Origin of the sequence: Burkholderia sp. S171, assembly GCF_009766085.1 — a bacterium.
In the GTDB taxonomy this organism is placed as follows: domain Bacteria; phylum Pseudomonadota; class Gammaproteobacteria; order Burkholderiales; family Burkholderiaceae; genus Caballeronia.
Genome location: NZ_LMUF01000065.1, coordinates 1 through 425 on the forward strand (window position 1 = coordinate 1; position 425 = coordinate 425).

The following is a 425-nucleotide window of genomic DNA, read 5'->3' on the forward strand; positions in this document are numbered from 1 at the left end:
GAGGGATAGCCCATCTCGCCGGTCTTCGCGATCAACGCAAGACGCACGGCGCGGGAGGTTGCATCGCCGGCTGCCCACGACTTGCGCGAACCCGTATTCGGCGCATGTCGATACGTGCGCAGCGAATGACCATCCACAAAGGCGAGCGACACCGCATTGATCAACTCATCACGCGTGAGGCCGATCATCTGACCGACTACCGCCGTTGAAGCCAGCTTCACGAGCAAAACGTGATCGAGGCCGACCTTGTTGAACGAGTTTTCGAGCGCGATACAGCCTTGAATTTCGTGCGCCTTGATCATCGCGATCAATACGTCTTTCATCGACAGCGGCGTCTTGCCGGTAGCGACCGCGTTACGCGATAACCAGTCGGCCGTTGCCAGAATGCCGCCGAGATTGTCCGACGGATGGCCCCATTCGGCAGC

Annotated in this window: 1 pseudogene; it reads right to left on the reverse strand. The window is 59.5% G+C overall.

From position 1 onward, the window contains the following. Positions 1 to 425: pseudogene (locus GSQ93_RS36320) on the reverse strand (bifunctional 2-methylcitrate dehydratase/aconitate hydratase); the annotation flags it as partial.